At 50.5% G+C, this 24,228-nt stretch carries 21 protein-coding genes and 1 pseudogene; 12 read left to right on the forward strand and 10 right to left on the reverse strand.

Annotated features, from left to right (window positions below):
* The first annotated feature begins 151 nt into the window (after window positions 1-151).
* The 3 genes from idnD (at window position 152) to ACIP6T_RS17965 (ending at window position 3,359) form a co-directional block, all read left to right on the forward strand.
* On the forward strand, window positions 152-1,183 hold the full coding sequence (gene idnD / locus ACIP6T_RS17955) for an L-idonate 5-dehydrogenase (RefSeq protein ID WP_400458245.1): 1,032 nt from the start codon (window positions 152-154) through the stop codon (window positions 1,181-1,183).
* A gap of 9 nt (window positions 1,184-1,192) precedes the next feature.
* Window positions 1,193-1,957 carry a gluconate 5-dehydrogenase gene (gene idnO / locus ACIP6T_RS17960; protein WP_400458246.1) on the forward strand — a complete coding sequence of 255 codons (765 nt, stop codon included), beginning with the start codon at window positions 1,193-1,195 and terminating at the stop codon, window positions 1,955-1,957.
* 82 nt (window positions 1,958-2,039) lie between these two features.
* On the forward strand, window positions 2,040-3,359 hold the full coding sequence (locus ACIP6T_RS17965) for a gluconate:H+ symporter (RefSeq protein ID WP_064738443.1): 1,320 nt from the start codon (window positions 2,040-2,042) through the stop codon (window positions 3,357-3,359).
* 29 nt (window positions 3,360-3,388) lie between these two features.
* On the opposite strand, the gene ACIP6T_RS17970 is transcribed toward ACIP6T_RS17965, so the two are convergent.
* On the reverse strand, window positions 3,389-4,108 hold the full coding sequence (locus tag ACIP6T_RS17970; protein WP_400458247.1) for a polyphenol oxidase family protein: 720 nt from the start codon (window positions 4,106-4,108) through the stop codon (window positions 3,389-3,391).
* A 109-nt stretch (window positions 4,109-4,217) separates the two neighbouring features.
* On the opposite strand from ACIP6T_RS17970, the gene ACIP6T_RS17975 reads away from it, so the two are divergent.
* The 4 genes from ACIP6T_RS17975 to ACIP6T_RS17990 all read left to right on the forward strand — a co-directional run bounded on the left by ACIP6T_RS17975 (window position 4,218) and on the right by ACIP6T_RS17990 (window position 9,434).
* On the forward strand, window positions 4,218-5,027 hold the full coding sequence (locus ACIP6T_RS17975) for a 5'-nucleotidase, lipoprotein e(P4) family (protein WP_097095952.1): 810 nt from the start codon (window positions 4,218-4,220) through the stop codon (window positions 5,025-5,027).
* Window positions 5,028-5,608: 581 nt separating this feature from the next.
* A complete protein-coding gene (locus ACIP6T_RS17980) occupies window positions 5,609-6,247 on the forward strand; it encodes a carbonic anhydrase (protein WP_097095953.1) in 639 nt (212 codons plus the stop codon).
* Window positions 6,248-6,249: 2 nt separating this feature from the next.
* Window positions 6,250-7,719 (forward strand): SulP family inorganic anion transporter, encoded by a 1,470-nt coding sequence (locus ACIP6T_RS17985; RefSeq protein WP_400458564.1) that lies wholly within the window; start codon window positions 6,250-6,252, stop codon window positions 7,717-7,719.
* Between the two features lie 293 nt (window positions 7,720-8,012).
* On the forward strand, window positions 8,013-9,434 hold the full coding sequence (locus tag ACIP6T_RS17990) for a diguanylate cyclase (protein WP_400458248.1): 1,422 nt from the start codon (window positions 8,013-8,015) through the stop codon (window positions 9,432-9,434).
* A gap of 16 nt (window positions 9,435-9,450) precedes the next feature.
* On the opposite strand, the gene ddlA is transcribed toward ACIP6T_RS17990, so the two are convergent.
* Window positions 9,451-10,545: a D-alanine--D-alanine ligase gene (gene ddlA / locus ACIP6T_RS17995; protein ID WP_400458249.1), complete on the reverse strand. Its 1,095-nt coding sequence runs from the start codon at window positions 10,543-10,545 to the stop codon at window positions 9,451-9,453.
* Between the two features lie 244 nt (window positions 10,546-10,789).
* On the opposite strand from ddlA, the gene ACIP6T_RS18000 reads away from it, so the two are divergent.
* The 4 genes from ACIP6T_RS18000 (at window position 10,790) to ACIP6T_RS18015 (ending at window position 16,721) form a co-directional block, all read left to right on the forward strand.
* Window positions 10,790-13,051, forward strand: a complete 2,262-nt coding sequence (locus ACIP6T_RS18000) for a type I secretion system permease/ATPase (protein WP_400458250.1) — start codon at window positions 10,790-10,792, stop codon at window positions 13,049-13,051.
* Complete coding sequence (locus tag ACIP6T_RS18005) at window positions 13,048-14,289, forward strand: HlyD family type I secretion periplasmic adaptor subunit (protein ID WP_400458251.1); 1,242 nt, start codon at window positions 13,048-13,050, stop codon at window positions 14,287-14,289. Before ACIP6T_RS18000 ends, ACIP6T_RS18005 begins: the two co-directional genes overlap by 4 nt.
* Window position 14,290: 1 nt before the next feature.
* On the forward strand, window positions 14,291-15,682 hold the full coding sequence (locus tag ACIP6T_RS18010; RefSeq protein ID WP_400458252.1) for a TolC family protein: 1,392 nt from the start codon (window positions 14,291-14,293) through the stop codon (window positions 15,680-15,682).
* A gap of 334 nt (window positions 15,683-16,016) precedes the next feature.
* The gene (locus tag ACIP6T_RS18015) at window positions 16,017-16,721 is read left to right on the forward strand and encodes an MgtC/SapB family protein (RefSeq protein WP_097095959.1); all 705 of its coding nucleotides are present in this window, start codon (window positions 16,017-16,019) and stop codon (window positions 16,719-16,721) included.
* Window positions 16,722-16,840: 119 nt separating this feature from the next.
* On the opposite strand, the gene ACIP6T_RS18020 is transcribed toward ACIP6T_RS18015, so the two are convergent.
* The 4 genes and pseudogenes from ACIP6T_RS18020 to ACIP6T_RS18035 form a co-directional block, all read right to left on the reverse strand.
* Complete coding sequence (locus ACIP6T_RS18020; RefSeq protein WP_400458253.1) at window positions 16,841-17,689, reverse strand: benzoate transporter; 849 nt, start codon at window positions 17,687-17,689, stop codon at window positions 16,841-16,843.
* Window positions 17,690-17,977: 288 nt separating this feature from the next.
* Window positions 17,978-18,142, reverse strand: a complete 165-nt coding sequence (locus ACIP6T_RS18025; protein ID WP_400458254.1) for a hypothetical protein — start codon at window positions 18,140-18,142, stop codon at window positions 17,978-17,980.
* Between the two features lie 272 nt (window positions 18,143-18,414).
* Entirely contained in the window at window positions 18,415-19,029 is a 615-nt protein-coding gene (locus tag ACIP6T_RS18030) for a hypothetical protein (RefSeq protein ID WP_400458255.1), read from the reverse strand.
* An 11-nt stretch (window positions 19,030-19,040) separates the two neighbouring features.
* A pseudogene (locus tag ACIP6T_RS18035) lies at window positions 19,041-19,805 on the reverse strand (tyrosine-type recombinase/integrase); the annotation flags it as partial.
* On the opposite strand from ACIP6T_RS18035, the gene ACIP6T_RS18040 reads away from it, so the two are divergent.
* Window positions 19,802-20,179, forward strand: a complete 378-nt coding sequence (locus ACIP6T_RS18040; RefSeq protein WP_400458256.1) for a hypothetical protein — start codon at window positions 19,802-19,804, stop codon at window positions 20,177-20,179. The pseudogene ACIP6T_RS18035 and the gene ACIP6T_RS18040 sit on opposite strands and share 4 nt — an antisense overlap.
* A gap of 516 nt (window positions 20,180-20,695) precedes the next feature.
* Here ACIP6T_RS18040 and ACIP6T_RS18045 read toward each other — a convergent pair.
* From ACIP6T_RS18045 to ACIP6T_RS18060, 4 genes are all read right to left on the reverse strand, one after another.
* Window positions 20,696-21,358, reverse strand: a complete 663-nt coding sequence (locus ACIP6T_RS18045) for a hypothetical protein (protein ID WP_400458257.1) — start codon at window positions 21,356-21,358, stop codon at window positions 20,696-20,698.
* Window positions 21,359-21,460: 102 nt separating this feature from the next.
* A complete protein-coding gene (locus ACIP6T_RS18050) occupies window positions 21,461-22,219 on the reverse strand; it encodes a hypothetical protein (RefSeq protein WP_400458258.1) in 759 nt (252 codons plus the stop codon).
* Window positions 22,220-22,528: 309 nt separating this feature from the next.
* Complete coding sequence (locus ACIP6T_RS18055; protein WP_400458259.1) at window positions 22,529-23,548, reverse strand: tyrosine-type recombinase/integrase; 1,020 nt, start codon at window positions 23,546-23,548, stop codon at window positions 22,529-22,531.
* Window positions 23,545-24,156 (reverse strand): phage repressor protein CI, encoded by a 612-nt coding sequence (locus ACIP6T_RS18060; protein ID WP_400458260.1) that lies wholly within the window; start codon window positions 24,154-24,156, stop codon window positions 23,545-23,547. The genes ACIP6T_RS18055 and ACIP6T_RS18060 overlap by 4 nt, the downstream gene beginning before the upstream one ends.
* Window positions 24,157-24,228 lie beyond the last annotated feature (72 nt).

Below are 24,228 nucleotides of genomic sequence, written 5' to 3' on the forward strand. Positions count from 1 at the left end.
CCATGACCGCCTTTTCCCACTTTCGCTGCGTGTACATCACGTTCTCGGTAACAGCTCTGCCGTAACATGTTTTAGAGTGATCTTTATCACAGTTCTAACCCGCAGAACCCGGTCTGATGACCCCCATTGTTACAGCACTTAGGGGGATGTTATGGATATTGAAACGCAATCCTGCGTGATCACCGGAAAAAAACAAGTCAGCGTGGCACAGCAGCAGGTGAAATGGGACGGAAAGGGCACGCTGGTACGCATTACGCGCGGCGGCATTTGCGGCTCCGATCTGCATTACTATCAGGAAGGTAAAGTCGGCAGTTTTGCCATCAAAATGCCGATGGTGCTTGGCCATGAAGTCATTGGCTATGTCGTTGAGAGTGATGATCCGGCATTGCAGCCCAGGCAAAAAGTGGCCGTTAATCCCTCCAGACCCTGCGGCGAATGTAAATATTGCCAGCGCGACCAGAGCAATCAGTGCACCTCAATGCGCTTTTTCGGCAGCGCCATGTATGTTCCACACGTTGACGGCGGTTTTACCCAGTACAAAGTGGTGGATAGCGCGCAATGCGTACCTTTCCCGCAAACGGCGGATGAAACGGTGATGGTGTTTGCCGAGCCGCTGGCGGTATGCATTCATGCGACGCAGCAAGCCGGCGACCTTAGCGGTAAAAACGTGTTTATCTCTGGCGTAGGACCGATTGGCTGCCTGATTGCGGCAGCTGCGAAAGCGCGCGGTGCAGCCTCAATCGTCTGCAGTGATATCAGCGAGCGTTCACTTCAAATGGCGCAACAAATGGGCGCGACGCAGGTCATTCATGCCGCCGAAGGTGATTTCGCATCTTATCTCGCCGATAAAGGTTATTTCGACGTGGCGTTTGAAGCCTCTGGTCATCCTGCATCGCTGCAGCGTTGCCTGGATGTGGTGTGCGCCAAAGGCACGCTGGTGCAGGTTGGCATGGGCGGCACCATCCCCGATTTCCCGATCATGGCGTTGATTGCCAAAGAGATTAATTTGGTTGGCTCTTTCCGCTTTACCCATGAATTCAACACCGCCGTTGAGTGGCTGGCTAACGGCGTGGTCGATCCATTGCCGCTGTTCAGCGCGGAGTATGCCTTGCAAGACATTGATGCCGCATTGCAGTTTGCCGGCGATAAAACCCGCGCCGCTAAAGTCCAGTTAACCTTTTAAGGAGTTGTGATGAGTCAGTTATTTTCCCTGGAAGGTAAGCGTGTGCTGCTCACCGGTTCGGCGCGTGGCATTGGATTTTTACTGGCGCAAGGGCTGGCGGAAGCCGGTGCCGAAGTGATCATCAACGCCACAACCCGTGAAGGTGCTGAGAAGGGCGCGGCACAGCTGCGTGAGCGCGGACTGTGTGCGCATGCCAAAGCGTTCGACGTGACGCAATCAGCGCAGGTTAAGCAGGCGGTTGAGGAGATTGAAGCCGAGTGGGGTGCAATTGATGTACTGGTAAACAATGCGGGCATCCAGCGCCGTCGCCCCTTCCTCGAATTCCCGGAGCAGGACTGGAATGACGTCATCGCCGTAAACCAGACAGCGGTCTTTCTGGTTTCGCAAACCGTGGCAAAAAAAATGGTGGCGCGTCAGCAGGGTAAAATCATCAACATTGGTTCGATGCAGAGCGAATTAGGACGCGACACCATCACGCCTTATGCGGCCTCAAAAGGGGCGGTCACCATGCTGACGCGCGGAATGTGCGTGGAGTTAGCGCGTCACAACATTCAGGTAAACGCCATCGCGCCGGGTTATTTCGTTACCGAGATGACGCAGGCGCTGGCGGACGATCCCGCCTTTACCGGCTGGCTAACCAAGCGTACGCCTGCTGCGCGCTGGGGCAAGCCAGAAGAGCTGATTGGTGCGGCGGTGTTCCTGGCTTCGGGGGCATCAAACTTCGTTAATGGACATCTGCTGTTCGTTGATGGTGGCATGCGCGTCGCCGTGTGATGCCGGGGGCGCGCGGCTGGCATTATCGCCAGCTCGCGCCTAAACCTTAATCACCCCTCTGTATTCCTAAGGATAATAAAAAATGCCAATCACTATCATTGTGCTGGGTGTGATACTGCTGCTGGTGTTGATGATTGTATTTAAGGTCAACGGCTTCATTGCGTTGGTGTTTGTGTCGGCGGTGGTGGGTATTGCCGAAGGCATGACGCCACTCAATGTAATGGCCTCCATTCAAAAAGGTATCGGTTCGACGCTGGGCGGATTAGCGATGATTCTCGGCTTTGGTGCCATGCTCGGCCGGCTAGTTTCCGATACCGGTGCGGCACAGCGCGTTGCCACCACGCTCATCGCTGCCTTCGGTAAAGAGCGGCTGCAATGGGCGCTGGTGGTCACCGGACTGATTGTCGGTTTAGCCATGTTCTATGAAGTCGGCTTCGTGCTGTTGCTGCCGCTGGTGTTCACCATTGTGGCGGCGGCGGGCTTACCGTTGTTGTACGTCGGCGTGCCGATGGTTGCAGCGTTGTCGGTGACTCACTGCTTCCTGCCCCCGCATCCGGGTCCAACGGCGATAGCCACCATCTTTGGCGCCAATCTCGGTACCACCCTGCTGTACGGCATGATCATCACCATTCCGACGGTGATCATTGCCGGGCCGGTGTTCTCCAAATTCCTCAAGAGCTTTGAGAAGTCGCCGCCAGAAGGCCTGTATAACCCGAAAATCTTCACCGAAGAGGAGATGCCGGGCTTCGGTATCAGCATCTTTGCCGCCGTTATTCCGGTGGTGCTGATGGCGATTGCCGCTGTTTTTGAATTGACCACGCCAAAAGAAAACGCGTTGCGCCAGTTCTTCGAGTTCATCGGCAACCCGGCGGTGGCGCTGTTTATTGCGGTGGTGATTGCGGTGCTGACCCTCGGTTTGCGTAATGGCCGGAAGATGGAAGAAGTGATGGATATGTGCGGCGAGTCGATTGCTGCCATCGCCATGATCATCTTTATCATCGCCGGCGGTGGCGCATTCAAACAGGTGTTGGTGGACAGCGGCGTGGGTAACTATATTGCCGATATGATGAAGGGATCATCACTGTCGCCGCTGTTGATGTGCTGGACGGTGGCCGCCATGCTGCGCGTGGCGCTGGGCTCGGCCACGGTGGCTGCTATCACCACCGCTGGTATCGTCACGCCGATTATCGCTGCGACACATGCCGATCCCGCACTGATGGTGCTGGCTGTGGGCTCCGGCAGTGTTATCGCATCGCACGTTAACGATCCCGGCTTCTGGCTGTTTAAGGGCTACTTCAACCTGAGCGTGGTGGAAACCCTGAAGACCTGGACGGTAATGGAAACGCTGATCTCGATTCTCGGTTTGGCGGGCGTGCTGGCCCTTAATGCAGTGATTCACTGACCGACCGGCTTCACAAGGACGTGAAGCCGCTAGCCGCGGGTACGGATCCACGAGAAGCGCGACTGATAGCCGCTGGCAAAATGGGTGTTATAGCGATAGCTGGATCCCGGCTCCGCCATACAGTAAGTACAAACCTTCACGACCTCAATATGTTCCGCCTGAATACCGCGCTGTAACAGTAAACTCCGAGCCAGATGTGGCAGATCAAACCAAATCCCTTGCTGCTGCGCACGCGCCTGTGGGCGAATTGCCTGCGCGTTGTGTGGCTGCTGCGTAGACCACTGTAGCGGTGGCAGATCGCTACGATCCCGCATCTGTGTGACAAGATCGTTGCCCAGTTCATAACAGCAGGGACCAATGGCTGGGCCGATAGCGACACGCAGTGTTTCGCGGCTGGCACCCCGTTCCAGCAAACGATCCACGGCGTTATTTAATACGCCACCTAGCGTACCTTGCAGCCCTGCATGCACCGCTGCAACTTGCTGCTGTTGCGGATCGGCAAACAATACCGGTAAACAATCGGCGGTATATACCGCGACCGGCAGATGATGTTCGCCAATCACTCCATCAGATTCACAACTTTTCGGCGGCTGGTTTTGACTCGCCAGCACCACGTTGGCGCTGTGACGCTGCTGACCGTACGCCGCATTGGCCGGAGCCGGTTGGCCCGCCGGCTGGAACGCATATTCCAGCCACGTAAGGCCCTCTAACAGCGCTGAACGTGGACCGCGTTGCAGGTGCTGAACCATAAGTGTCTCCTATAACCTGAATGCCGTATTCTGCTGCCCACAGCTTACGTTAACTGCTACATTTTTAAAGCTTTACAAAAACTGACCATAATCACTTAAGGATGAAATGATGAAAAACACCACCTGGCTGGCCGCGTCTGGCTTTATCGTGCTGGCCCTGGCGGGCTGTGCCCAGCCGTCAAAACAGCAGGCCCAACAGCAGCTCGGCCAGCAATCTGTGCTGGCGGTGAACTGGTTCCAGCAATCCGGCGAATATCAGGCATTGAGCTGGCAAGCATTTAACACCGCGCGCATGGCATTTGATCAGGCGCCCTCCCTGGCAGGAAAACCGAAAGCGGTGATCGTCGATCTGGATGAAACGATGATCGATAACAGCGCTTATAGCGCGTGGCAGGCGAAAAATGGGCAGCCCTTCTCCGCTAAAACCTGGTCAGCGTGGACCCAGGCGCGCCAGGCTACGGCGGTGCCGGGCGCGGTGGAATTTGCCAATTACGTGAACAGCCATGGCGGCACCATGTTTTATATCTCTAATCGCGATCGGAAGGATTATGCCGCGACCGTTGAGAACCTCACCAGGTTGGGCTTTTCCGGCGTGAACGACAAAACCGTGCGCTTAAGCAGCGGTAATTCTAATAAGCAAGAGCGCTTCGACGCGGTGAAAAATGCGGGCTACAACGTGGTGCTGTATGTGGGTGATAACCTGAACGACTTCGGTGGTGCCACCTGGCATCAGGGGAATGCCCAGCGTCAGCAATTCGTCAGCCTTAACCATCAGCATTTTGGTACGCAATTTATCGTGCTGCCGAATCCACTGTATGGCGATTGGGAAAGCGGTATGGCAGAGAATTACAACAAACTCTCCCCGGAGCAGCAGTTGCAGGTGCGTGATGCGCGTATGAAAGCCTGGAACGGTAAATAATTCGTCAAGCGAAATAGCGCCTGCTGATGCAGGCGCGTTAACGTCTTTTTTAGATCCACTTTTATTTACTTTTCTGCGAAACTATTATTCTCCTCATTATATTCCTGATCTCTTGCTTAATTATTCGTATGAACTGAGTGAAAAATAGCGCTGATTAAATATAAAAGCAGTGAATCATTCTAATCATAAATTTTATAATTAGGAATCTTCCCAGCCCGAATGGTTTAAATTTCCCAGCTCGGCTAAAGGCTTGCCGCAATTGCGTGTATATTTTTGTAATGGTATTAAGAATATATTAATAAGTTAGGTGCTTAATGCTTTGTTGTGCCGCGTTTTTACTTCACGCTCTCTTTTTCCTGATGCTTGCGTAAATTTACTCTCTACATACGTTTGCTGAATTTTATTTTACAAATAGTCTCGATTTGTCATCCATGAAAATATTCATGATGCAACACCATGCTTAAGCGTCTATAAACAATTTCTGTGAGGAAGTTCTGCTTTCGTCCTCAATTATTCTCCATAGCCGCGTTTAATAGCGACGCTATTTGCCTGAAAGCGATATTTTTAAACGTAGAGAGAAGATTATTGTGACGACACTGAAACCCTTATTAGCGAAAAATCGCAGCTGGGCTTTGCAGCGCCGCGAGCGCAATCCCGATTACTTCGAAAAATACCTGCATCAGCAAAAACCACACTCGTTGTGGATTGGCTGTTCAGATAGTCGCGTGCCGGCGGAAGTGCTCACCGGTTCGCACCCGGGCGAACTGTTTGTGCACCGTAATATCGCCAATATGGTGGTACCGGATGACGATAATCTGATGAGTGTTATGCAGTACGCCATTTTCTATCTGGGCGTGCAGCGCATCGTGCTATGTGGCCATTACGGCTGTGGCGGCGTGCAGGCTGCCCTGGGCTTACCTGCCAGCCCGCTGGCCACAGAGAACTCGGCGTTGGCGCGGCGTATCGCTGCACTGCGCAGGAGTTTACAGCAAGGGCTGGTGGAGTATCACGCCAGCGATGCCGGGGAAGAGGGTACCAGGCTCAACAGGTTGGTGGAAGCCAATGTGCTGGCACAATATGCGCAGCTCGTAGCCAGCGAGCCGGTTCGGCAGGCGTGGCAAGCCGGACAAGCGCTGGACGTTTTTGGCTGCGTCTACGATTTGCAATCCGGCCATTTGAAAGAGTTAATCCAGCAGTCTGCAGAGGAATTTACGCCATGAATCTGAGCACCCTTCGTCAGGATATTCCCGCGGGTTTAGTGGTATTTCTGGTTGCGCTGCCGCTCTGTCTTGGTATCGCGCAAGCCAGCGGACTGCCGCCGTTTGCGGGTTTACTTACCGGCGTAATCGGTGGATTGCTGGTCACTGCGCTCAGCCCATCCCGCTTTGCGGTGAGTGGACCTGCCGCTGGATTAGTCACCATTGTGGTGGCATCCATCGCCACGCTGGGCAGCTTTTCTGCCTTTCTCACCGCGCTGATTTTGGCGGGCGTGCTGCAGTGTGTGTTGGGCGTGTTACGCGCCGGGCGCTTCATCTCATTGGTACCGGGAAGTGTGATTAAAGGCATGCTGGCAGCGATTGGTATTTTACTGATCATGCAGCAAATCCCTGTGGCCTTTGGCGCAAAGGGTGATGCGGAGCTGATCTCGCTGGTGAATGGCGAGTTTGCGTTCTCAGCCAGTGCAATGCTGGTGGCTGGCACGGGTCTGACTATTTTATGGCTGTGGACCACGCCGCTGATCAAATCAGTTAAAGCGCTGAACTGGATCCCCGGGCCGCTGGTCGCCGTGCTGATAGGTTGTGTCGCGACGGTGTTTGGCGATCGCCTTTTTCCCGCTCTGGCCGAAGGTTTACCGCGTATTGCGCTGCCCGCATTCGATAGCCTATCCGCGCTGGCGGCAGAGCTTGAAACGCCAGACTGGCAGGCATGGCAAAATCCTTCCGTGTGGATGGTGGCGCTAACGCTGGCATTAGTGGCGAGCCTTGAAACCTTGCTGAGTCAGGAAGCACTGAAAAAGCTGCGCCCACAGCATCCTGCGCCGTCACCGAATAAAGAGATGTTTGCGCAGGGCATTGGTAATCTCACTGCCGGTTTTCTTGGTGCGATGCCCATTACCGCAGTGATCGTGCGTAGCTCGGTGAACGTCAGCTCGGGCGCACAAACCAAGCTCTCCATTCTGATTCATGGTGTGCTGCTGCTGATTTGCGGCCTGTGGTTTAGCCATCTGCTAAACGCCATCCCTCTTGCCAGCCTGGCAGCGGTGTTGCTTTACACCGGTTATAAGCTGGCGACGCCGCGTCTGTTCATTGAACAGATGCGCATGGGCGCGCAGCAATATGTGCCTTTCCTTGCCACCATCGGCGGCATTATCGTATTTGGCATGCTCGCGGGGATTGGGATTGGCATCGCCACCCAGGTCCTTTGCAGCATCTATAAAAGTCATCGTAATGCTTTGCAGCTCACGCGTTATGACGATCACTATGTATTGCGCTTCCAGCAAAACCTCACTTTTATGCATAATCCAAAATTGCAGGGATTACTGGCGGAGATTCCGGAAAATAGCGTAGTGATTGTCGAACACGATAATGCCGAATATATGGATCCGGATGTAAAAGCGGTATTACAGGATTTTGGTGAAAGCGCCCCTGAACGTGGCATTCGGCTAAGCCAGTGGCCCGTTGCGGTTAAATAGCAACAATCCCCGGCGGGAAAGTCATTTTTTCACCCTAAAATCGGATATCTCGGATATCCGATTTTTTTATTTACAGGGCATAATTGCCACAGTTGCATCCTTTTTCTCTGACGTTACCGCAATACCACCTGGCCCCTATCCTGCTTTCATGGCAGATTGAGCGCCATCCAGCCGCAGAGTAGGATGACGAACACTTGCTTAATTACCGAATCATCGCACGGTTATTTCAGGTTTAATGCTTGCTGATGCCCATGGCTGATGGCAGCGATTTCCAGGTTACAGGATTCAGACGTATGCGCGTTATGCTGTTTGAAGAGAATAATTTAAAAAAGAATGCTCTCACGCTGTTCTTCATTACGCTGTTTTTCTGTTTTATCGGTAGCCATTTACGCATCCCCGAAGAGTTTTCACTGTTCTGGCCGGTAAATGCGTTGGTGGCCGGTTTAATGGTGCGTAACCCGTTTTTGCACACCACCTCCAGTTATCTGGTGTGTTTCAGTGCCATGGTCTTTAACGACATGGTATTTTCCGGCTGGGCGTTGCCAGCGTTCACCGTCAATTTCGCCAATATTCTGTTTATTCTCGTGGCGGTCAGCATGCTGATCAAACATCTGCAGCGCCCTTCGGCGCATAGCCAGGTGTTTAATGCCATGCGCATTTTTCCTGCCTGTTTCCTCGGCGCGGCGGCCTGCGCCACCTGGGGTGCCTGGGCGCAGGATGTCGACTTCAACGCGCGCTTTATCGTGGCGTGGGGCGACTGGTTTAGCGAGCAGTTTTCAACTTCACTGATGTTGCTCCCGGTGATGCTGGCGCGCCCACTGCGCACGGTAGCGCCGCGCACCTTACTGCATCCCGGCAAACTGCTGCCGCTGGCGGCGGTCATTTTGTCGTTGATCGTTGGCGCATTAATTGGTGGTGCCGGCAGCCTGACCTTCCCGGTGCCGGCGCTGATCTGGTGCGCCATTGTGTTGCCGATTCCGCTGACCAGCCTGGTTATTCTGATCACAGGGATCACCGAGATCGTCTTGGTTTCGCATGGCGTTATGAATATTCAGGGCGACGATGCACTGCTGCCTATTAGCCATCTCACCTCAGCACGCCTTGGCGTTGCCACCGTTGCGATCAGCCCGTTGCTGGTGGCGGTGAGTATGGATGCGATCAGGCAGCTCAATCACCGTCTTTCACTGCGCGCTAATTATGATTTCCTCACCCAATTGCTCTCCCGTTCCGGCCTGTATGAAAGCCTGAAGAATGAACCCTTTTCACTGCAGCGCGAAGCGGGGGTCGTGTTGCTGGATGTCGACTATTTCAAAGCGATTAATGACAACTTCGGCCACGATGCTGGCGATAGTGTGCTAGAGGAAATTGCGCGCCGTATTCAGCAGGTGGTTGGCAATCGTGGTCTGGTGTGTCGTTTTGGCGGCGAAGAATTTGTGGTGGTGGTATTTGGCTGCAATCACAGCCAGCTGTATCAGCTGGCCGAAACCGTGCGTCAGGCTATGGTGAAGGAGAAGTTCTGGATTCAGGGCAACACGGTAACGGTGACGGCCAGTTTAGGTCTGGCGCGCGGCAGCGCCCAGAGCGAACGGGAATGGCCGGCAGTTATCAACCGCTTAGTATCGGCAGCGGATAAGAATCTCTACCTCGCCAAGCGCAACGGCCGCAATCAAACCTCACCGGCGACGGAGCCGCGCAATATCATGGACGTGGCCTGAGCCACGTCCATGCCGGTTACACGCTGCTTTTAAGCTGGCTGGTGAGCTGATGGCGCTGCTGCGCCAGCACGATCAGACGCGATATTAAATCGCTGTAGCTCAAGCCTGCTGCCTGCCAGAGCTTCGGATACATGCTGATATTGGTGAAACCCGGTAACGTATTCACCTCATTGACAATAATCTCCCCGGCGTCCGTCAGGAACACATCGACGCGCGCCATACCAAAACACTCCAGCGCCTGGAAAGCGGTTATCGCCACTGCGCGAATGGCATCACTTTCTTGATCGCTGATTGCCGCCGGCACCACCACGTGGGCACCGCTTTCGCTGATGTACTTGGTGTCATACGAGTAGAACGCATCGTGTACCACCACTTCGCCGCATGGACTGGCCTCCGGCGTGTCATTACCCAGCACCGCACACTCAATCTCACGACCTTTAATGCCTTGCTCAATCAACACCTTGCGATCGAAAGTAAAGGCGAGATCCAGCGCTGCATCAAACTGTTCCAGGCTATCAACTTTACTCACGCCCACCGACGAGCCCTGGTTAGCGGGTTTGATAAACAGCGGCAGGCCAAAGCGCGCGATCACCGCTTGAGCATCGACCTTGGCGCGCTGTGCCTGCGTAACGCTCAGCCACGGCGCGACATTGAGTCCGGCATCGCGCAACAGACGTTTGGTAAAATCTTTATCCATGCTCACGGCGGAACCCAGTACATCTGAACCGACAAACGGCAGATTAGCCATGCGCAGTAGACCTTGCAGCGAGCCATCTTCACCCAGCGTGCCGTGTACGATGGGGAAAATCACATCCAGCTGTGACAGCGGCTGCGCCTGCTGGCGTGTTATCAGCTGCTGCGAGGCGCTGCCGGGTACCAGCGCGATATTTTCGCCAGACCGATTGAGGGCAATCAACGCCGGATTTTCTGCGTTGAGTAAAAAACCCGACGCATCATTCAGATGCCATTCGCCCTGTTTATCAATCCCCAGTAACACCACTTCATATTTATTCTTATCAATGGCTTCAAGGATATTTTTGGCTGATTGTAACGACACTTCATGTTCGGCCGATTTGCCACCAAATACGATACCTACGCGCTGTTTTGCCATTGCTATTTTCCGATTGCTATCAAGCGAGTCAGTAAGATAACACGCAGATGAGGAGCACCAACAGTCCCCGGTTTTCGCCCTGCAAAACGCCATCTTCCCAATGTTAAACAAATCGTTATATTCCTTTGAGACAAGCCTTAGACTTTCTGAAACCTGACATCTGTCAAAATTTTGCCCCTTCAAACAGATGAAACGGTGGGCAATGTGCCCGCCGTTTTTTTGTCAGGTTTACAGGAGTCGGGAAATGGTCGACCAGAAGCAGGATGCTGTGGAGCGGGATGCGCGTTCTGTTGCTCGAATAGAAACCACCGTAGATGACACGCTGTTAAAAAGCGTGGCGTGGATCTGCAAACATTACAACCGTGAAAAAAGTGAAGATGCGCTGGTGGCGGGTTTGCCCAAAGCGACATTTCTTAGCCCCTCGCAGGCCATGACTGCGCTGGAAAACGCCGGCATCACGGGCGGCATGGTCGAACGCCGCCTGCAAGAGCTGCCAGAGCCGTTAATGCCGATGATTTTGCTGCGCAAAGGCTACGGCGGCTGCATTGTGCTTTCGCGCCGAATACAGACCAATGCGGAGAATCAACGCGAACTGCGCTTCCAGCTGGTGATGCCAGATGTCAGCGAAAAAGCCGTGGAGATGACACTCGCGGAGCTCAATGAGATCTATGCCGGCTTTGCCGTGCTGGCCAAACCGGCAGCGGTACTGGACGAGCGCGCCAGTGCCATGCTGCCGGAGGTCAAAGGACATTGGCTGTTTACCACGCTGTGGCGCTATCGCCGCTACTATCGCAGTGCCGCGATCGCCGCGGTATTAATCAATGTGCTGGCACTCTCCAGCATTTTCTTCACCATGAATGTCTACGATCGCGTAGTCCCCAACCAGGCGTTCGTTACGCTGTGGTCGCTGGCGATTGGGGTCACGATTGCGATGATCTTCGAAGCGATAACGCGCTTTGTGCGCGCGCACCTGCTGGATATGGCCGGTAAGAAGGCCGATTTGGTGCTGGGCAGTATGCTGTTTCGTCAGGCTCTGTCGATTCAGATGGAGCATAAGCCGGCATCGTCGGGCACCTTTGCTAACCAGATTCGCGAATATGAATCCGTACGCGATTTTGTGGCCTCAGCAACACTCGCGGCTATCTCCGATTTACCCTTCATCCTGATGTTTGTTGGCGTGATCTTCTTTATTAGCGGTCCGCTGGCCATCATTCCGCTGATGATGATCCCGATGATCATCATTGTCAGCGCTGCGATCCAGTGGCCGCTGGCGCGCATCATGAAAGAGAACTTGCGCGATGCCTCATTGAAGCAGGGCGTGCTGATCGAATCGATCGAGGGCATGGAGACGCTGAAAGCGGTGGGCGGCGAAGCGCATATGCAGCGTCGCTGGGAAAATTTCAGCGCGCTGCAATCAGCCAACGCCATGAAATCTAAACGCTATTCGACGCTGGCAACCGGCGTGGTGACGTTCCTGCAACAGTTTCAGACGGTGATGCTGGTGGTGGCGGGCGTCTATCTGATTAATGCCGGCACGTTCACCATGGGGGCCATGATCGCCACCGTGATGCTAGCCAGCCGTGCAACCGGTCCGCTGGGGCAGATGGTGGGTCTGGCGGTACGCTATCAACAGGCGAAAGCCGCGATGATGTCCTTGAACAAATTAATGGAGATGCCTGTCGATCGCGACAGCAGCAAAACCTATCTGACCGATCCCCCTCTGAGCGGTGCGATCTCACTGCGCAATGTGAGCTTCTCTTATCCGGCTCCGCCAATGAAGCCCAATCCAGAGATTTTGCAGGACATCTCGCTGAGCATTAACGCGGGTGAACGCGTCGCCATTCTTGGCCGTATTGGCAGCGGTAAATCTACCTTGTTACGCGTGATGGCGCGGCTTTATCAGCCGATAAAAGGCCAGCTGGCGGCGGATGGCCTGGACGTTAACCAGATCGATCCGGCGGACTGGCGCAAAGCCGTCGGATTTGTTAGCCAGGATGCGCGTCTGTTTTACGGCACGCTGCGTGAAAATGTGATGATTGGCCGTCCGGATGCCACCGCCAATGAGCTGCTGCGCGTACTAAAACTTACCGGCCTGGATCAGGTGGCTGCTCGCCATCCGAGCGGTATCAACCTGATGGTGGGCGAGGGCGGTGAAGGATTATCCGGCGGGCAGCGACAGCTGGTTTCGCTGGCGCGCACCTTGTTAACGCGTCCCAAAATTGTGCTGATGGATGAGCCAACCAGCGCCATGGATAGCATGACTGAAAATCAGTTTCTTACGCATCTCCGCCACGCCAGCGAAGGACATACGTTGATTGTGGTGACACATCGTCCCTCCATTTTGGCGCTGGTCGATCGCATCATCGTGGTGGAAGAGGGAAAAGTGGTCGCGGACGGTCCCAAAGATCGGGTGCTGGCTACGCTGGAGGGGAAAAATAAAGCGCAGCCGCGCCAGGCGCTAACGCCTTCCACGCCGGTGGCCGCCGGGCAGGAGGCAGCCGTATGAGCAAGTTGCTGCCATGGCGTAACCGCGCCAAGCCTCTGTCTGCTGCTGACGCTGAGTTTATGAACGATGTGCAGGCTTCGCTGCTGTCGCAAACCACACCCGGTTCCAGGCTGGTGATGTGGCTGATTATTGCGGTGTTAGGTATAGGGCTTCTCTGGGCCAACTTCGCCCGGGTTGAAGAGATTACCAAAGGCGATGGCAAAGTCATCTCGCGCAGCCGCGAACAGGTCATTCAAAGCCTGGAAGGCGGCATTCTGGCGGAGATGAACGTGCATGAGGGTTCGGTGGTAAATCGCGGTGATGTATTACTGAAGATCGATCCCACTCGCGCGCAGTCCAGCTACCGCGAAGTCCTGAGTAAAGTGGTGGGTCTGAAGGGCAGCATTGCGCGTTTGCGCGCCGAGGCTTATTCGCTGCCGCTGGCGTTTGATGAGCAGGTGAAGAGCGATCCTGCCATCGTTGCGCAAGAGACCCAGGCCTACGAATCGCGCAAGCGCGCGCTTAATGACAGCATTACCTCATTGCAGCGTAGTTACGCCTTATCTCTGCGCGAGATTCACCTGGCGGAGCCGCTGGCTGCAAAAGGGCTGTTGTCTGAAGTCGAGCTGCTGCGCATGCAGCGCCAGGCGAATGACATCCAGGCGCAAATCGTTGAGCGTCGCAATCGTTATCAATCTGAAGCGCATGCAGAGCTGACGCGGCTGGAGCTAGAGCTGAGCCAGGTCAGTGAAAACCTGGTGGGGCGCGCCGATGTGGTAGAGCGAACTACCCTGACTGCGCCCGTGCGCGGCACGGTGAAAAATGTGCGCGTTAACACCATCGGCGGCGTGATCCAGCCGGGCGAACACATCCTTGAAATCGTTCCATTGGAAGAACAGCTGCTGGTTGAAGGAAAAATCCGTCCGTCTGACGTGGCATTTCTCCATCCCGGTTTACCGGCCAAGGTGAAGATCACCGCCTATGACTTTGCCATTTACGGCGGGCTTGATGGGCATGTGGAGTACATCAGTCCTGATACGTTGAAAGACGAGCAAAAAGCCGCCAGTGGCCGCCCGGATGATACCTACTATCGCGTTCTGATCCTGACGGATAAAAGCACGCTGCACGCCGGCAATAAAGATCTGCCGATCATTCCAGGCATGATCGCCACCGTCGAGATCCGCACCGGTGAGAAAACCATTCTCGATTATCTGTTGAAGCCAGTTCTGAAGGCTAAAGAAGCATTCCGCGAGCGTTAAAATGATGAAAATAAAGAATACGATGCACCGTGCGATGGTGCGTTACTTCTCCGTGCGCGCGGTTTGTATCGCCGCCTTGTTGACTCCCGCAGTGAATGTGATGGCGGAATCCAGCGATATCTCGCTGGAGGGGGCTCGGGTGAGCCTGAGCGGACCGAAGAATGAAACGGTCGCAGCAAGTGAGCTGCGCCAAAAATTCCTTGCCGCTGCGCGTATTAGCTGGAGCATGAGTCCGACGCTGAAGGCGTATATGGCGCAGGGCGAGGCGGCCGAAGCCAACGTCGAAGATGCGAAGGGGCAGCGTTGGCCGCAGGTGGACGTTACGGCCTCATCAGCCACTAAAGAGTTTGGTAACGGCGTTAAAAACTATCAATATCAGGACAGTACGCCCTCTTTAGGCTTGTCAGTCGCAACCAATTTGTACGATTTTGGCCAAACCCGCAGCACCATTGAAAGCCGTCAGGAACGTGTTACCTCTGCGCGGCAAACGGTTCAGGCTCAGCGCGAAGAGCTCGCCATGCAGGTAAGTAATGCATTGATTGAATGGGATAAACAGCAGCACGTTATCGCCATCAGCAAGCAATATCTGGCGCGCATGGCAGAACTGACCAAGATGCTCAACGGCATTGTTCAATCGGATGCGGGCCGCCGCAGTGAACTCACACAGGCAAAAGGGCGGCTACTGCAGGCGCAGAGCTATCTGGAAAACGCGGAATCACGCGCGCGTGATGTAGAGATCACTCTGCATCGTCTATTGGGTGATAGCCGGGTAATTCTGCCGGCCAGCGACAAGTGGGCGCTTCCCTTTGCGGACGTAAATCGCCAGCTTTCGAGTCTGGATGGGCATCCGCTGATCTTGCGCGCCAGCGCTGAAGAACGTGCGGCTTTTAAGGAAGCCGAAGCCATCAAAGCCTCGGGCCTGCCGAAGCTCAACTGGACGGTCAGTAAAAACACGCGTGAAGATCAGTTAGGCCGTCAGCAAGCCTGGCAAACCGGTTTGAACGTTAGCTGGGGTTTATTCCGTGGCGGCTCAACCACCGCACAGGAAATTGCCGCCATTAAGCGTGCCGAAGCGAATCGCGAGCAGGTGCAAGAACAGCGGCGTGAGTTGGAAAACCGCGTGCGGACGGCCAATCAGAACGCACATTCCACCGCAGAACGTGCCGCACTGTATAAAAACCTGATTGTGGAATCCGATCGCATCCGTAAAGACTTTTTTGATCAGTGGTATCACTTAGGTCGTCGTTCATTACTGGATGTGTTGAGTGCAGAAAGCGATCTCTATAACAATCAGGTTAATGAAGTCAGTAACCGTTTCGATAGCTATGCCGCCATTATTAACGGTTATGCCAACGCCGGCACGCTAAGCCACTGGTTGATGACGGGACGCTAAATTAGCCGTGGCGGGCTGGCATTTTCATAACCCAACTTAAACAAAGTGGATTTTGCGGTTGGCAACGCGGCGGCGAGCGCTTTAAAATCGCGGCGAATTTTTACCCAAGAGGATCACGACATTGGACACTTGTCCCGAACGATTACATCAGGCCCTTGCGGTAAGATAGCTATCACGCTGTCTTAACCGCGCGTTAAGACAGCGGACTTCCTTCCAGAATCTCCCTTTCTCATTAGCGTTTTGCTGCTGATCCACAGCGGTAATGGCTCTAGCTGTAATCCAATTATTAACCCCGTTGTTCCGAAGGCTAAAGCACGGCGGAGTGAGGTCTATTATGGATTGGAAAATCTTTTTACTGCGCGTTACCGTCGCGCTGGTGTTGGGCGCATTAATTGGCTGTGAACGCCAGCTCCGCCAGCGCATGACCGGTTTACGCACTAATGCGCTGGTGAGCACCGGCGCTTGCCTGTTTGTTTTGATGACGCAAAGCGTGCCAGGCATTGCTAGCGATGCCTCACGCGTTGCCGCTTATGTGGTCTCCGGTATCGGCTTCCTGGGCGGCGGCGTGATCATGCGTGATGGCCTAAACATTCGCGGGCTGAATACCGCCGCGACCTTGTGGTGCACCGCCGCGATTGGCGTGCTGTGCAGCATGGGATTACTGCTCGAAGCCGCGATTGGCTGCATGGTGATCCTTTGCGCCAATATCCTGTTGCGTGAGCTGGCGCTTGGCATCAATCGCCAAACCATTGTCTCCGCTGCCGAGGCTATCCAGCACTACAAAGTACAAATCATCTGTCTCGCGCAGGATGAAGTACAGGTACGCAGCCTGATGCTGCATACGCTGGGCGGCAGCGGCCTGCGCCTGCAATCGCTGCACAGCGAAGACCTGGATCCTCCGCATCGCATGGAAGTCAATGCGGAGGTGATGGGGAATCCCACACTGACCGATCAGCTGGAAAGTCTGGTAAGCCGCATCAGCCTTGAGAAAGGCGTGAGCTCTGTAAGGTGGCAGGTGAGTGAGATGGAGCGCGATTGAATCATTGCACGCCAGTTTATTTTGGATTGAGTAAACAAAAAGCCACCTTGAGCGAGGGGGCTTTTTGTATTTAATTTTAATATTATTATTTTTTTGGTGTTATGAATTATCTAAAACCATTACAGAATAAACTCTTTATATTTATCTTTATTCGAAACCAAATAGGCTGGAAACTTGTTGTCTGATAGTTTTTGTTTGACGAGATTTCTATCTCTATTCCACAAATCCTTTCCATCGATTAACGATTTAATGATGTGCTCCTTATTGTTTAAATGCGGCAGGTCATATTCGGTATGTGAAATTGACGACATTTTCTCAGAAATTCTTTCTGGTGTCATAATCCATGAAAAGTGCCAGCCAGCATCTTTGATAACCTTGCTACGAAATTTAAACCAATTTCTGGCAATAAAATCGTCAAATAAACCTGATTTTTTGATGTTCCTGAAGGTTTCTGGCTTGCTATCAAAATGATCTCGTAAGTTGCGCATGCTGGTTGCGCGTGGCAGTCTGCATTGACGTGCAGAACCATCAGGATTGAAAACCTGAAGGTTAAATTGATAATTATAAAAAGGCATATGCAGTATTGTACATAGCTGCTTAGGGTTTATTTCCTTAATGATTTCTGGCTTAAATATTTCATCAACATCAGAAATCAAAATAAGATCAGTATCACCAGCATCTTTTAAACCCCGCATGATTGCATTTCTAGTCGCGGCTTCATTCGCCCATGCATCATATTGGCCTGGGTGTTCCTGCTTAAATATAGGCCGTTCATTAAAGATCACATAAATTATTTTATCTTTAAATTTTTCAAACTTACTAATATCAAAATTTAACTTTTTAGGCTTCCCGGTGAATGTATGGGTTGATTCCACAATCACAAAGCGATCTACGACATCATTAAGAGTATTGAGCCTGATATCTAATAGCATATCTTCATCATAATATAAGAAACAGTCGTAAATCACAGTGCATTCCCTGAGGTGGCCCAACATCTGAAGCTACATGTTTACAAAATGACACATCTGTTGTCTAGTTCTTAATGATTAAGTGAGGGATTACGTACATTTTCCAACGCTTATGATGAAAATCTCAAGCGTCGCTGATGCTTAAAAACAAAAAAGCCACCTCATGCAAGGTGGCTTATTGATATGATTTTAAAGGTAAAATTTGGTGGCCCCTGCTGGGTTTGAACCAGCGACTGAGCGATTATCAACCCCAATTCGAAGCGAGTGAAATCAGTAACTTACTGATTTTTATATTTTCTTTCGGCCGAACAGCGATAGGAAGAATTGAATAGCGTTACGCTCTTCTGCCATTTTTCTCCCATTTGTAGTATCAACTGAAGCCGTGGCTACACAGCCTTTTGGATCGTATTGCCAAGCGTCTGGAGTTTCATATATCGTGCCATCGTCATCCATTACTTTCGCGTTCAGCTTGTGAGATATTTGGAGCATTTTCCGGTAGAGGGGAGTTGGTGGCCATTTGGTATAAATGTTACCTTCAGACCAATCAAGCCAGTCTTCTCCGTCCGAACCATCCCCATTCCATATGGCGTTAAACTCTCCATTTCTTGGGGAAAGACTAAGTTCGGGATCGCTATTTATGATATTTAACTATTCATTAGAACTGATTGGCTTATCATCGTTCTCAGCCCAAAACTTTGCTCTTGTTATATGAAATTCAACGCCCATCAATTTATTTCCTGTTTACGTATCTTAGGAGAATTGCGATAGTTACCAGATAATAAGTCAATCCAATCTTTATTGGTAAGGATTCGATAAAACGGTTTTAATCTGTTCCTTACGTAGTTAATTATTTCTGGCTCGCTCATTTTAGATGCTTTGGAGGGATAATCTGGTCCCCAATCTTCAAACAATTCTTCATATAAATGATAGTATCGCCAAGTTATTTTGCTGGACAAAAGAGAATCAGGACCCAATGGGAACGAAGGTATTTGGTGTAATCTGAGTTCGATTTCGTCAATAGATTCAATATGAAGTAAAAACCAAGTTTTAATTCTTAACCATACAACAGAGCTTTCGTTAAGATTAGGCAAGAGAATACCCTCTTGGCGCATATAAGCTGAAAGGTAATGTTTTACCTCATAAGGATCCGGTTTTTTGTCTAAATTAAGAGAGGCGAGAATCAAAATGGTTTCTGAACCATTCCCCTCTATTATTTCTCTCTCAGCCCATTCTGTAATTTCTTTGTCATAGTCATCAACTCGATAAGCTTCAAATGCTTCTGCATAAGTCCTTAGACAAAGAATTTCATGCAAACTGTATTTGTACTTTGTGTTATCCATTAACATCTTCTTCAGTCCATAATACTTAGTGGATTAAGTCTCAAAGCCTCAGACAAGTGATCCGGTGCAAAGTGCGCATACCGCATTGTAACCTTAATATCTGCATGCCCTAGTATCCGCTGAAGTACGAGAATATTGCCGCCGTTCATCATGAAGTGAGACGCGAAGGTATGACGTAAGACGTGCGTAAGCTGCCCAGCAGGTGTCTCGATGCCAGCGCGTTGCATGGCCTTTCTAAAAGCTGAATAGCATTGTTCAAAGAGCACCTGTGCTTTCCTGCTTGATGGCAGATCAGCCTGTAATTTTTCAGTTATCGGCACCGCGCGGTTTTTCTTGCCTTTAGTTTTCACGTAGATGATTTGACCGGCGCGGATGTGGTTGCCCTTCAAGCCTTCGGCCTCACTCCATCGTGCGCCAGTTGCCAGGCAGATTTTCACAATGGCAGTGAGGTCTTTGGAACGGCTGTTCTCACATTCGGCGAGGAGAGTTCTGATTTCCTCAATGGTGAGATAAGCCATCTCTGATTCACTGATTTTAAACTCGCGCACGTTCTCAAGCGGATTAGGCGCGGTCCATTCATCCAAACGGCGCAGCCCGTTAAACATCGCCCTGAAATACTCCAGCTCTAAATTGACCGTGCGAGGCGTAACTGTCTTCACTCGAGTGGAGCGAGTGATCTTTCCGCTTAACCGCTGTTCGCGATAAGACGCAAAAATTTTCGCGTTAAACTCGGTTGCGACTGGGTTTCCCATAGCCTCGCAGGCGAATGCCATTGTGTATAACTGGCGGTTACTCTAGTGGCATTAAGGGCGAACAGCTGATTACCGTGGGTGACAACGCTGAATCTGACGTTTCAGAGAAAGCTGCGGTCACCGTAGGAATGGAGCTGGTCGAGAAGATTGGTCAACTCAGGAAAAGCGTTGCCGGTGCGCGTCAGGAGATAATTGCGTCGGTGGTGTGGATTGGTTCAGAACAAATTAACGTGGCACAGCTGGTGCTGGACACAGTTGCTCTGGTTAAACAGCTGGCCGATCAACTGGCCAGCCACACTCACCCCTCTACCGGTCAGCCTACAAACAGCGCAGCCATCGGACAAAGTGCCACGCAGGCCACTGCACTGGCAGAGAAATATTCACCCGTCATCAGTTAATCGTCCCCTTTACCAGACCCGCTAGCATAGCGGGTTTTTTTAGTCCATCGCCAGACAGCATAGAACGCATCATGCGGCCCGCATAAATGCAGATTCCACGTTTGTCACCTTCAAGTAGATCAATTGCACAGCGCTACGCTGGCTAATCCTCAGCACGACAAAATAAGTCTCTCGCAGACCAAAACGGCGCTACACCGCACCCGCCTTCAGCTTTTGCATCATAAAAATTTTTCAGTTTTATTTTATTACAGACAGCGTCGCCAGAGCGCATGGCTGCTGTCTTTCTGCCAGAGTTCAACAACTGAAAATATTGAAAAGAATTTTAGTATTTTTATTTTTTCGGATCTATGAGGATCCGGTTAATAACATCAAGATAATGAAAAATAAGAATATTTTAATTTTTGTGTGAGGTTGGAAGATCAAGCTGAACGAGTAATAGATGATAAAAAGAACACTTAAAAGCCTTGGCATGTGTGCATTTCAAGGCTTGCTATATGCAATTCAATACTGAAAATTTTAGATTGAGAATTGATGTATGCTCATAATGAGAATTGTTAGAGCAGCTGCCCACGCAATCACATGGGGTATATAATGCTGTCCTACTGAAGGTGTATCGAAAAGGCGGATTATCAGATATTTCATCTCAAAAAGTAAGCACTTCCAATAACCCAGATTTAAAGGGGTAAGCGTTCCGTTTATGATATTACTCGCTTTTGGTCCAAAGTGTACGAACATGCCTTCGCCTGTAGAATCGTTGCCGAAATATGAGAACTTAAATCTCCGAGCTAGCAATCCTCTCTCATAATGAACGTAGTTTCCGGCAGCAGCCTGCGGGATTTTGACATCCGGCCATGGCCATTTGCACACGCCATAGGTTCCTGGAAAACCGGCCGTTTTAGGAGAGAATGCTCTACTTACAAAACCTGATGCGTTTAGTTTATTTGTGATTAATTTGTCAATTTCGGGTTTATTTTCATGCATGGAAAGAACCATGAAGCGCTGCCATAGCAATAGCCAAATAACTGTCAGAATGAGAGGTATTGCTTTCGGCGCCTGTAATGTTACGCCAGAACTTCCAATCGGTAATGTACCTGATACAGAACCGGTACCTGTGAACAGAGCTATTAGAGCTAGTGAAAATGTAATTAAAAGAACTAAAATGGTATTAACTTTATCCATTTAAATTTTGCACCTTATATTATTTTTTAATAAATGACAGTTGCTGTAGGTTGTAATGTTTTATTTTGAGTTTATGACAGTACTAGCCAGTAAAATTGGCTTTTATTTTTTTAAAACAGCTAACGAGCGCTCGCGGGTTTTGATTGCTCCGTCTAATGCAGATGCAATTTGCGAAGAAATATTTTTTGAATGTCCTATTCCATAAACAGAACTTTCAATTTGGAATTCTTTCAAACACTCCAAGGCTAACGCTAAGCTACGTTCTGCTTGTTGGCTAATTTGGTTAAAAATATTAGAAGGCACCTGTCCTTCTCTTTTCCACCAATCTTTTACAAATGTTTCGAGATCATATAGTGAATCATAATATGCTATCAATTTGACTGCTTTATTACCTGATAAATCTCTAAATTGAGGAACCTTAGGGTAAAGCATTGGTAGATAGGGTAGGAAATCTTCTTTTATATCACCTAGCTCAACCTTATCTTGAATGCCAGCATTTAGGGGGTATACCAATATACCACTTATATTATTCTCCCGAGCAGCATTAGCATAGTTGATTATTGCACGATCCTGAATGCTAAGAATTCTTGATACAGTTCGTAAAAGCTCTGGAGTGAGATATTTTTCTGCATCACTTTCTTTTTGCTTTTTCGACTCAATTTCTTTTTTGCGCGAATTAAAATCAGAGATCCATGCACCGAGTAATGAAGCACCAGCACCGAATAATGCCCCCGCTACAGCAGAAAAAGTCAATGTTACTAGAAATATCATTCCAATCGAGAAAAGTAATATCGATGGCCCCAAGTGCGGATTGGTTCTGAAAAACATCAGTACTGAATGCAATGCATTTTTCACTTTCATAATCATAGAACCTCAAATCCGGACGCTAAGCATTCCGTTAAGGGAACTGAATTGAAACCTATTGCGACACTTCTGCGACGCTGGAGGACATATTAGAAAAAAGGCCACCCAAGAGAGTGGCCTAACTATATAATTTTTAATGCTAAAATTTGGTGGCCCCTGCTGGGTTTGAACCAGCGACCAAGCGATTATGAGAAAGTTGTATAGCAACCAAAAAACAATAACTTGTCATAAATATCAGTGTCTTAGTTGGTTTTTATTCGCATCAATAGGTATCTCTGGGGAATCTCTATCGCCAATCCATCGCCACTAAGCGAGCGGGTTTAGCTTAACTGCATCCTCAAAATGATCGGGAGAGAAGTGGGCGTATCGCATTGTCATTTTGATATCGGTGTGACCTAGGATTCTTTGCAATACTAAAATATTTCCGCCGTTCATCATAAAGTGACTTGCGAAGGTATGGCGTAAAACGTGAGTTAATTGTCCGTCGGGAAGTTCAATCCCCGTTTTATTTAATGCTGCTCTAAACGCCCCATAGCAAGAAGGAAAAAGTGAACCACTTCGCAACTCGCCTTTGTCATTACGCGGTAATTCTTTGACGATGGATTCGCTAATGGGGATCGTTCTGTTCTTTTTACCTTTGGTCTTAATAAAAGTAATCTTATTAGCTGTTACCTGAGATGATTTCAGCGATTCGGCCTCAGACCATCTAGCGCCAGTGACTAGGCAAATTTTTACTACCACTTTCAGCTCTGCAACGCTGCTTCTATCGCATTCATCTAAAAGGCTAGCGATCTGCTGCTTACTAAGAAATGCCATTTCGCTTTCTTCAGTGCGAAACGGGCGCACATGCTTTAGGGGATTTTCACCCTTCCAGACGCCAAGCCTAGACAGTTCATTGAATACAGCCCGAAAATAAGCCAGCTCAAGATTGAGCGTCCTAGGTGAAACTTCTTTGACACGAAGCGATCGAGCAAAGGAGCCATTTAGGCGTTTTTCGCGATAATCTGAAAACCCTTGCGCACTGAAGTCCTTTGCTAAAGGTTGACGCATGCTCTCACATGCGTGGTGCATGGCTTTTTGTCTTTTTTCCCCATCCTTCAATGTTATCCCGTGTCGTGAATACCAGGTATCGACTAGCTCTTTAAGTGTGCTGTTGTCTTCCTTCTCGCCAAGCCAAGGTTTTGCGTTTGCTTTTTCGATCTCATGATTTTCGAAAGCTAGCGCCTCTCCTTTGGTGGCAAACCTTCGCCGGATACGCTTGCCATTCGCACCGTTGGGGTAAACCTCTGCAAGCCACTTACCTGTCGATTCCTTTCTCACGGTCATACAGAAAATGTTCCAGTCAAGCTTAAAGAAATCGGAAGAAACGCAACAATTTCTATATCTGATTGAGCGCACTCAAAGCTTTCACTTCCTGCTGAAACTTTCAGGCGTGAGCCGGGTAGTCGGGTAATTTTCTTGATTGAATGTGAGCCTTCGATGCTTATTAACCAGAGCCCGTCGAACAGATCGCTTATGCCAAAGTCGGCAACGTATTGGGTCGAGCCTTCTATAATGATCGATGGATTAACCAAGGGAACGTTGAAGTAAGTTAAGAGTGATGTATCCACCGAGACAGTATCTAAGTCTTTTAGGCTGCCACCACTCAAAACCTTCCTCTCAAGTAGGGCGCGGTCGAGCAAGTTCACTTTTTGTGAATCTTCGTTAGCTTTTCCCCTACCTGTTGCAAGCCATTCCAGAGTAGCTCCGGTTTCAGCCATACATTTCACAACGATGTCAGATGGAAAGTAACCCCTTGTATAGCGGTTTGCGAGGCTACTGCTAGCAATACCTAAGTGGTCAGCTAAGGCCAACTTTGTTTTAAAACCGTACGCCTCGATTACACGATCAAGAACTTCTTTAGCGCCGGTCTCAAAGTTAATTTGTAGCTTCAAGCTATAAACCTCTTGATATGTAGATGTGGGTGAGTATAAAGTGCGTCCTGTAGCTTCAAGCTAAATACCTAT

Origin of the sequence: Pantoea sp. NPDC088449, assembly GCF_044753225.1 — a bacterium.
In the GTDB taxonomy this organism is placed as follows: domain Bacteria; phylum Pseudomonadota; class Gammaproteobacteria; order Enterobacterales; family Enterobacteriaceae; genus Pantoea; species Pantoea floridensis.

Coding starts and splice junctions, on each gene's coding strand:
- idnD (WP_400458245.1), top strand. CDS start 152: ATGGATATTGAAACGCAATCCTGCGTGATCACCGGAAAAAAACAAGTC.
- idnO (WP_400458246.1), top strand. CDS start 1,193: ATGAGTCAGTTATTTTCCCTGGAAGGTAAGCGTGTGCTGCTCACCGGT.
- ACIP6T_RS17965 (WP_064738443.1), top strand. CDS start 2,040: ATGCCAATCACTATCATTGTGCTGGGTGTGATACTGCTGCTGGTGTTG.
- ACIP6T_RS17970 (WP_400458247.1), bottom strand. CDS start 4,108: ATGGTTCAGCACCTGCAACGCGGTCCACGTTCAGCGCTGTTAGAGGGC.
- ACIP6T_RS17975 (WP_097095952.1), top strand. CDS start 4,218: ATGAAAAACACCACCTGGCTGGCCGCGTCTGGCTTTATCGTGCTGGCC.
- ACIP6T_RS17990 (WP_400458248.1), top strand. CDS start 8,013: ATGCGCGTTATGCTGTTTGAAGAGAATAATTTAAAAAAGAATGCTCTC.
- ddlA (WP_400458249.1), bottom strand. CDS start 10,545: ATGGCAAAACAGCGCGTAGGTATCGTATTTGGTGGCAAATCGGCCGAA.
- ACIP6T_RS18000 (WP_400458250.1), top strand. CDS start 10,790: ATGGTCGACCAGAAGCAGGATGCTGTGGAGCGGGATGCGCGTTCTGTT.
- ACIP6T_RS18005 (WP_400458251.1), top strand. CDS start 13,048: ATGAGCAAGTTGCTGCCATGGCGTAACCGCGCCAAGCCTCTGTCTGCT.
- ACIP6T_RS18010 (WP_400458252.1), top strand. CDS start 14,291: ATGATGAAAATAAAGAATACGATGCACCGTGCGATGGTGCGTTACTTC.
- ACIP6T_RS18015 (WP_097095959.1), top strand. CDS start 16,017: ATGGATTGGAAAATCTTTTTACTGCGCGTTACCGTCGCGCTGGTGTTG.
- ACIP6T_RS18025 (WP_400458254.1), bottom strand. CDS start 18,142: ATGGATGACGATGGCACGATATATGAAACTCCAGACGCTTGGCAATAC.
- ACIP6T_RS18030 (WP_400458255.1), bottom strand. CDS start 19,029: ATGGATAACACAAAGTACAAATACAGTTTGCATGAAATTCTTTGTCTA.
- ACIP6T_RS18045 (WP_400458257.1), bottom strand. CDS start 21,358: ATGGATAAAGTTAATACCATTTTAGTTCTTTTAATTACATTTTCACTA.
- ACIP6T_RS18050 (WP_400458258.1), bottom strand. CDS start 22,219: ATGAAAGTGAAAAATGCATTGCATTCAGTACTGATGTTTTTCAGAACC.
- ACIP6T_RS18055 (WP_400458259.1), bottom strand. CDS start 23,548: ATGACCGTGAGAAAGGAATCGACAGGTAAGTGGCTTGCAGAGGTTTAC.